At 44.5% G+C, this 1,141-nt stretch carries 1 pseudogene; it reads right to left on the reverse strand.

The window, feature by feature from the left end:
• A pseudogene (locus IV64_RS11245) lies at positions 1-1,141 on the reverse strand (DNA topoisomerase); the annotation flags it as partial.

A 1,141-nucleotide genomic window follows, 5' to 3' on the forward strand; every position in this document is an offset into this window, starting at 1 on the left:
TTAATCTGGCTCAAAAAGTTATCTGGGGTGCGTTCTTCGGTACTGATTTGCTGTAACGCTTGCTCTCATTTAGCCGTCATTTCTGGACTAGTTAGCAAGGGTTCGAGTTCGACCGCTTCACATAATGTTATCCCGGCTTCACTGACGTGCAGCTTATTTTTTTCAGTGACGAGATAGCCGCGTTTTTTTAATATTTCCAATACATTTTCCCGGGTCGCACTTGTCCCAATGCCTTGCAAGTCTTTGAGAATCGCCTGGGCTGCTTCATCATCAAGCGTTTTACCGGCCGTCTTCATGGCCGTAATCAGGGTACCTTCGGTAAATGGTACCGGAGGGGTCGTTTCTTTTTGCGGCGTTTGCAGATTTGCTTGGACTTGATCGCCTTGGTGAACGAGCGGTAAAGTTGCTGCTTCTTGCTGTTCGGCTTTGTGATCATCAAATAAAGCTTGCCAACCTTGCTTAGTTGGGACCTTACCGGTTGCTTTAAAATTGGCGTCACCAACTTGGGTAATAATGGTGGTTTCCTCGTACTCGTACGGATCAGCAAACATCGCTAACGTCGTTCTTAGAACCAGGTCGTAGACTTGTTGCTGTAATTTAGGCAAGCTGGCTAGTTTCTCTTTCGTCGGCACGACTTTAGTCATGATAATGGCGTAGTGTTCTTCAACCTTTTTTCCATTAACATAGCGCTTATTTGGGGTGGTATTGGTTAAAGCGACTGGCTTAGAGACTAAACCCAGATACTTCGTCAGATTAGCCACTAAATAATCAAATTCTTCATCAGTGATGTAAGCACAATCGGTGCGGGGATAACTAAGGTACTTGGCTTCGTATAAACTCTGAATGGCCGCTAAGGTTTGACTGGCGCTGGCGTGATAACGTTTATTCATGGCACTTTGCAGACTGGATAGCGAGAATGGTTGGGGACTAGCACTTTTTTTAGCCTGGTTTTGAATGCCCTTGATTAAACCAGCCTGTTAGCCTTTCTGAACGTGTTTAGCTTGCATGAATGTCATTAGCCCTGCTTTGTATTTAAATCGCTGATAGGGGGCTAATTTTGCGACGAATTTTTGCTGATTAGCTACAATTTCCGCATTTAGTTCAAAATAGGGTTCCGGCTTAAAGTTTTTGATTGCCTGGT

This window comes from Lactiplantibacillus xiangfangensis (assembly GCF_001438845.1).
GTDB lineage: Bacteria > Bacillota > Bacilli > Lactobacillales > Lactobacillaceae > Lactiplantibacillus > Lactiplantibacillus xiangfangensis.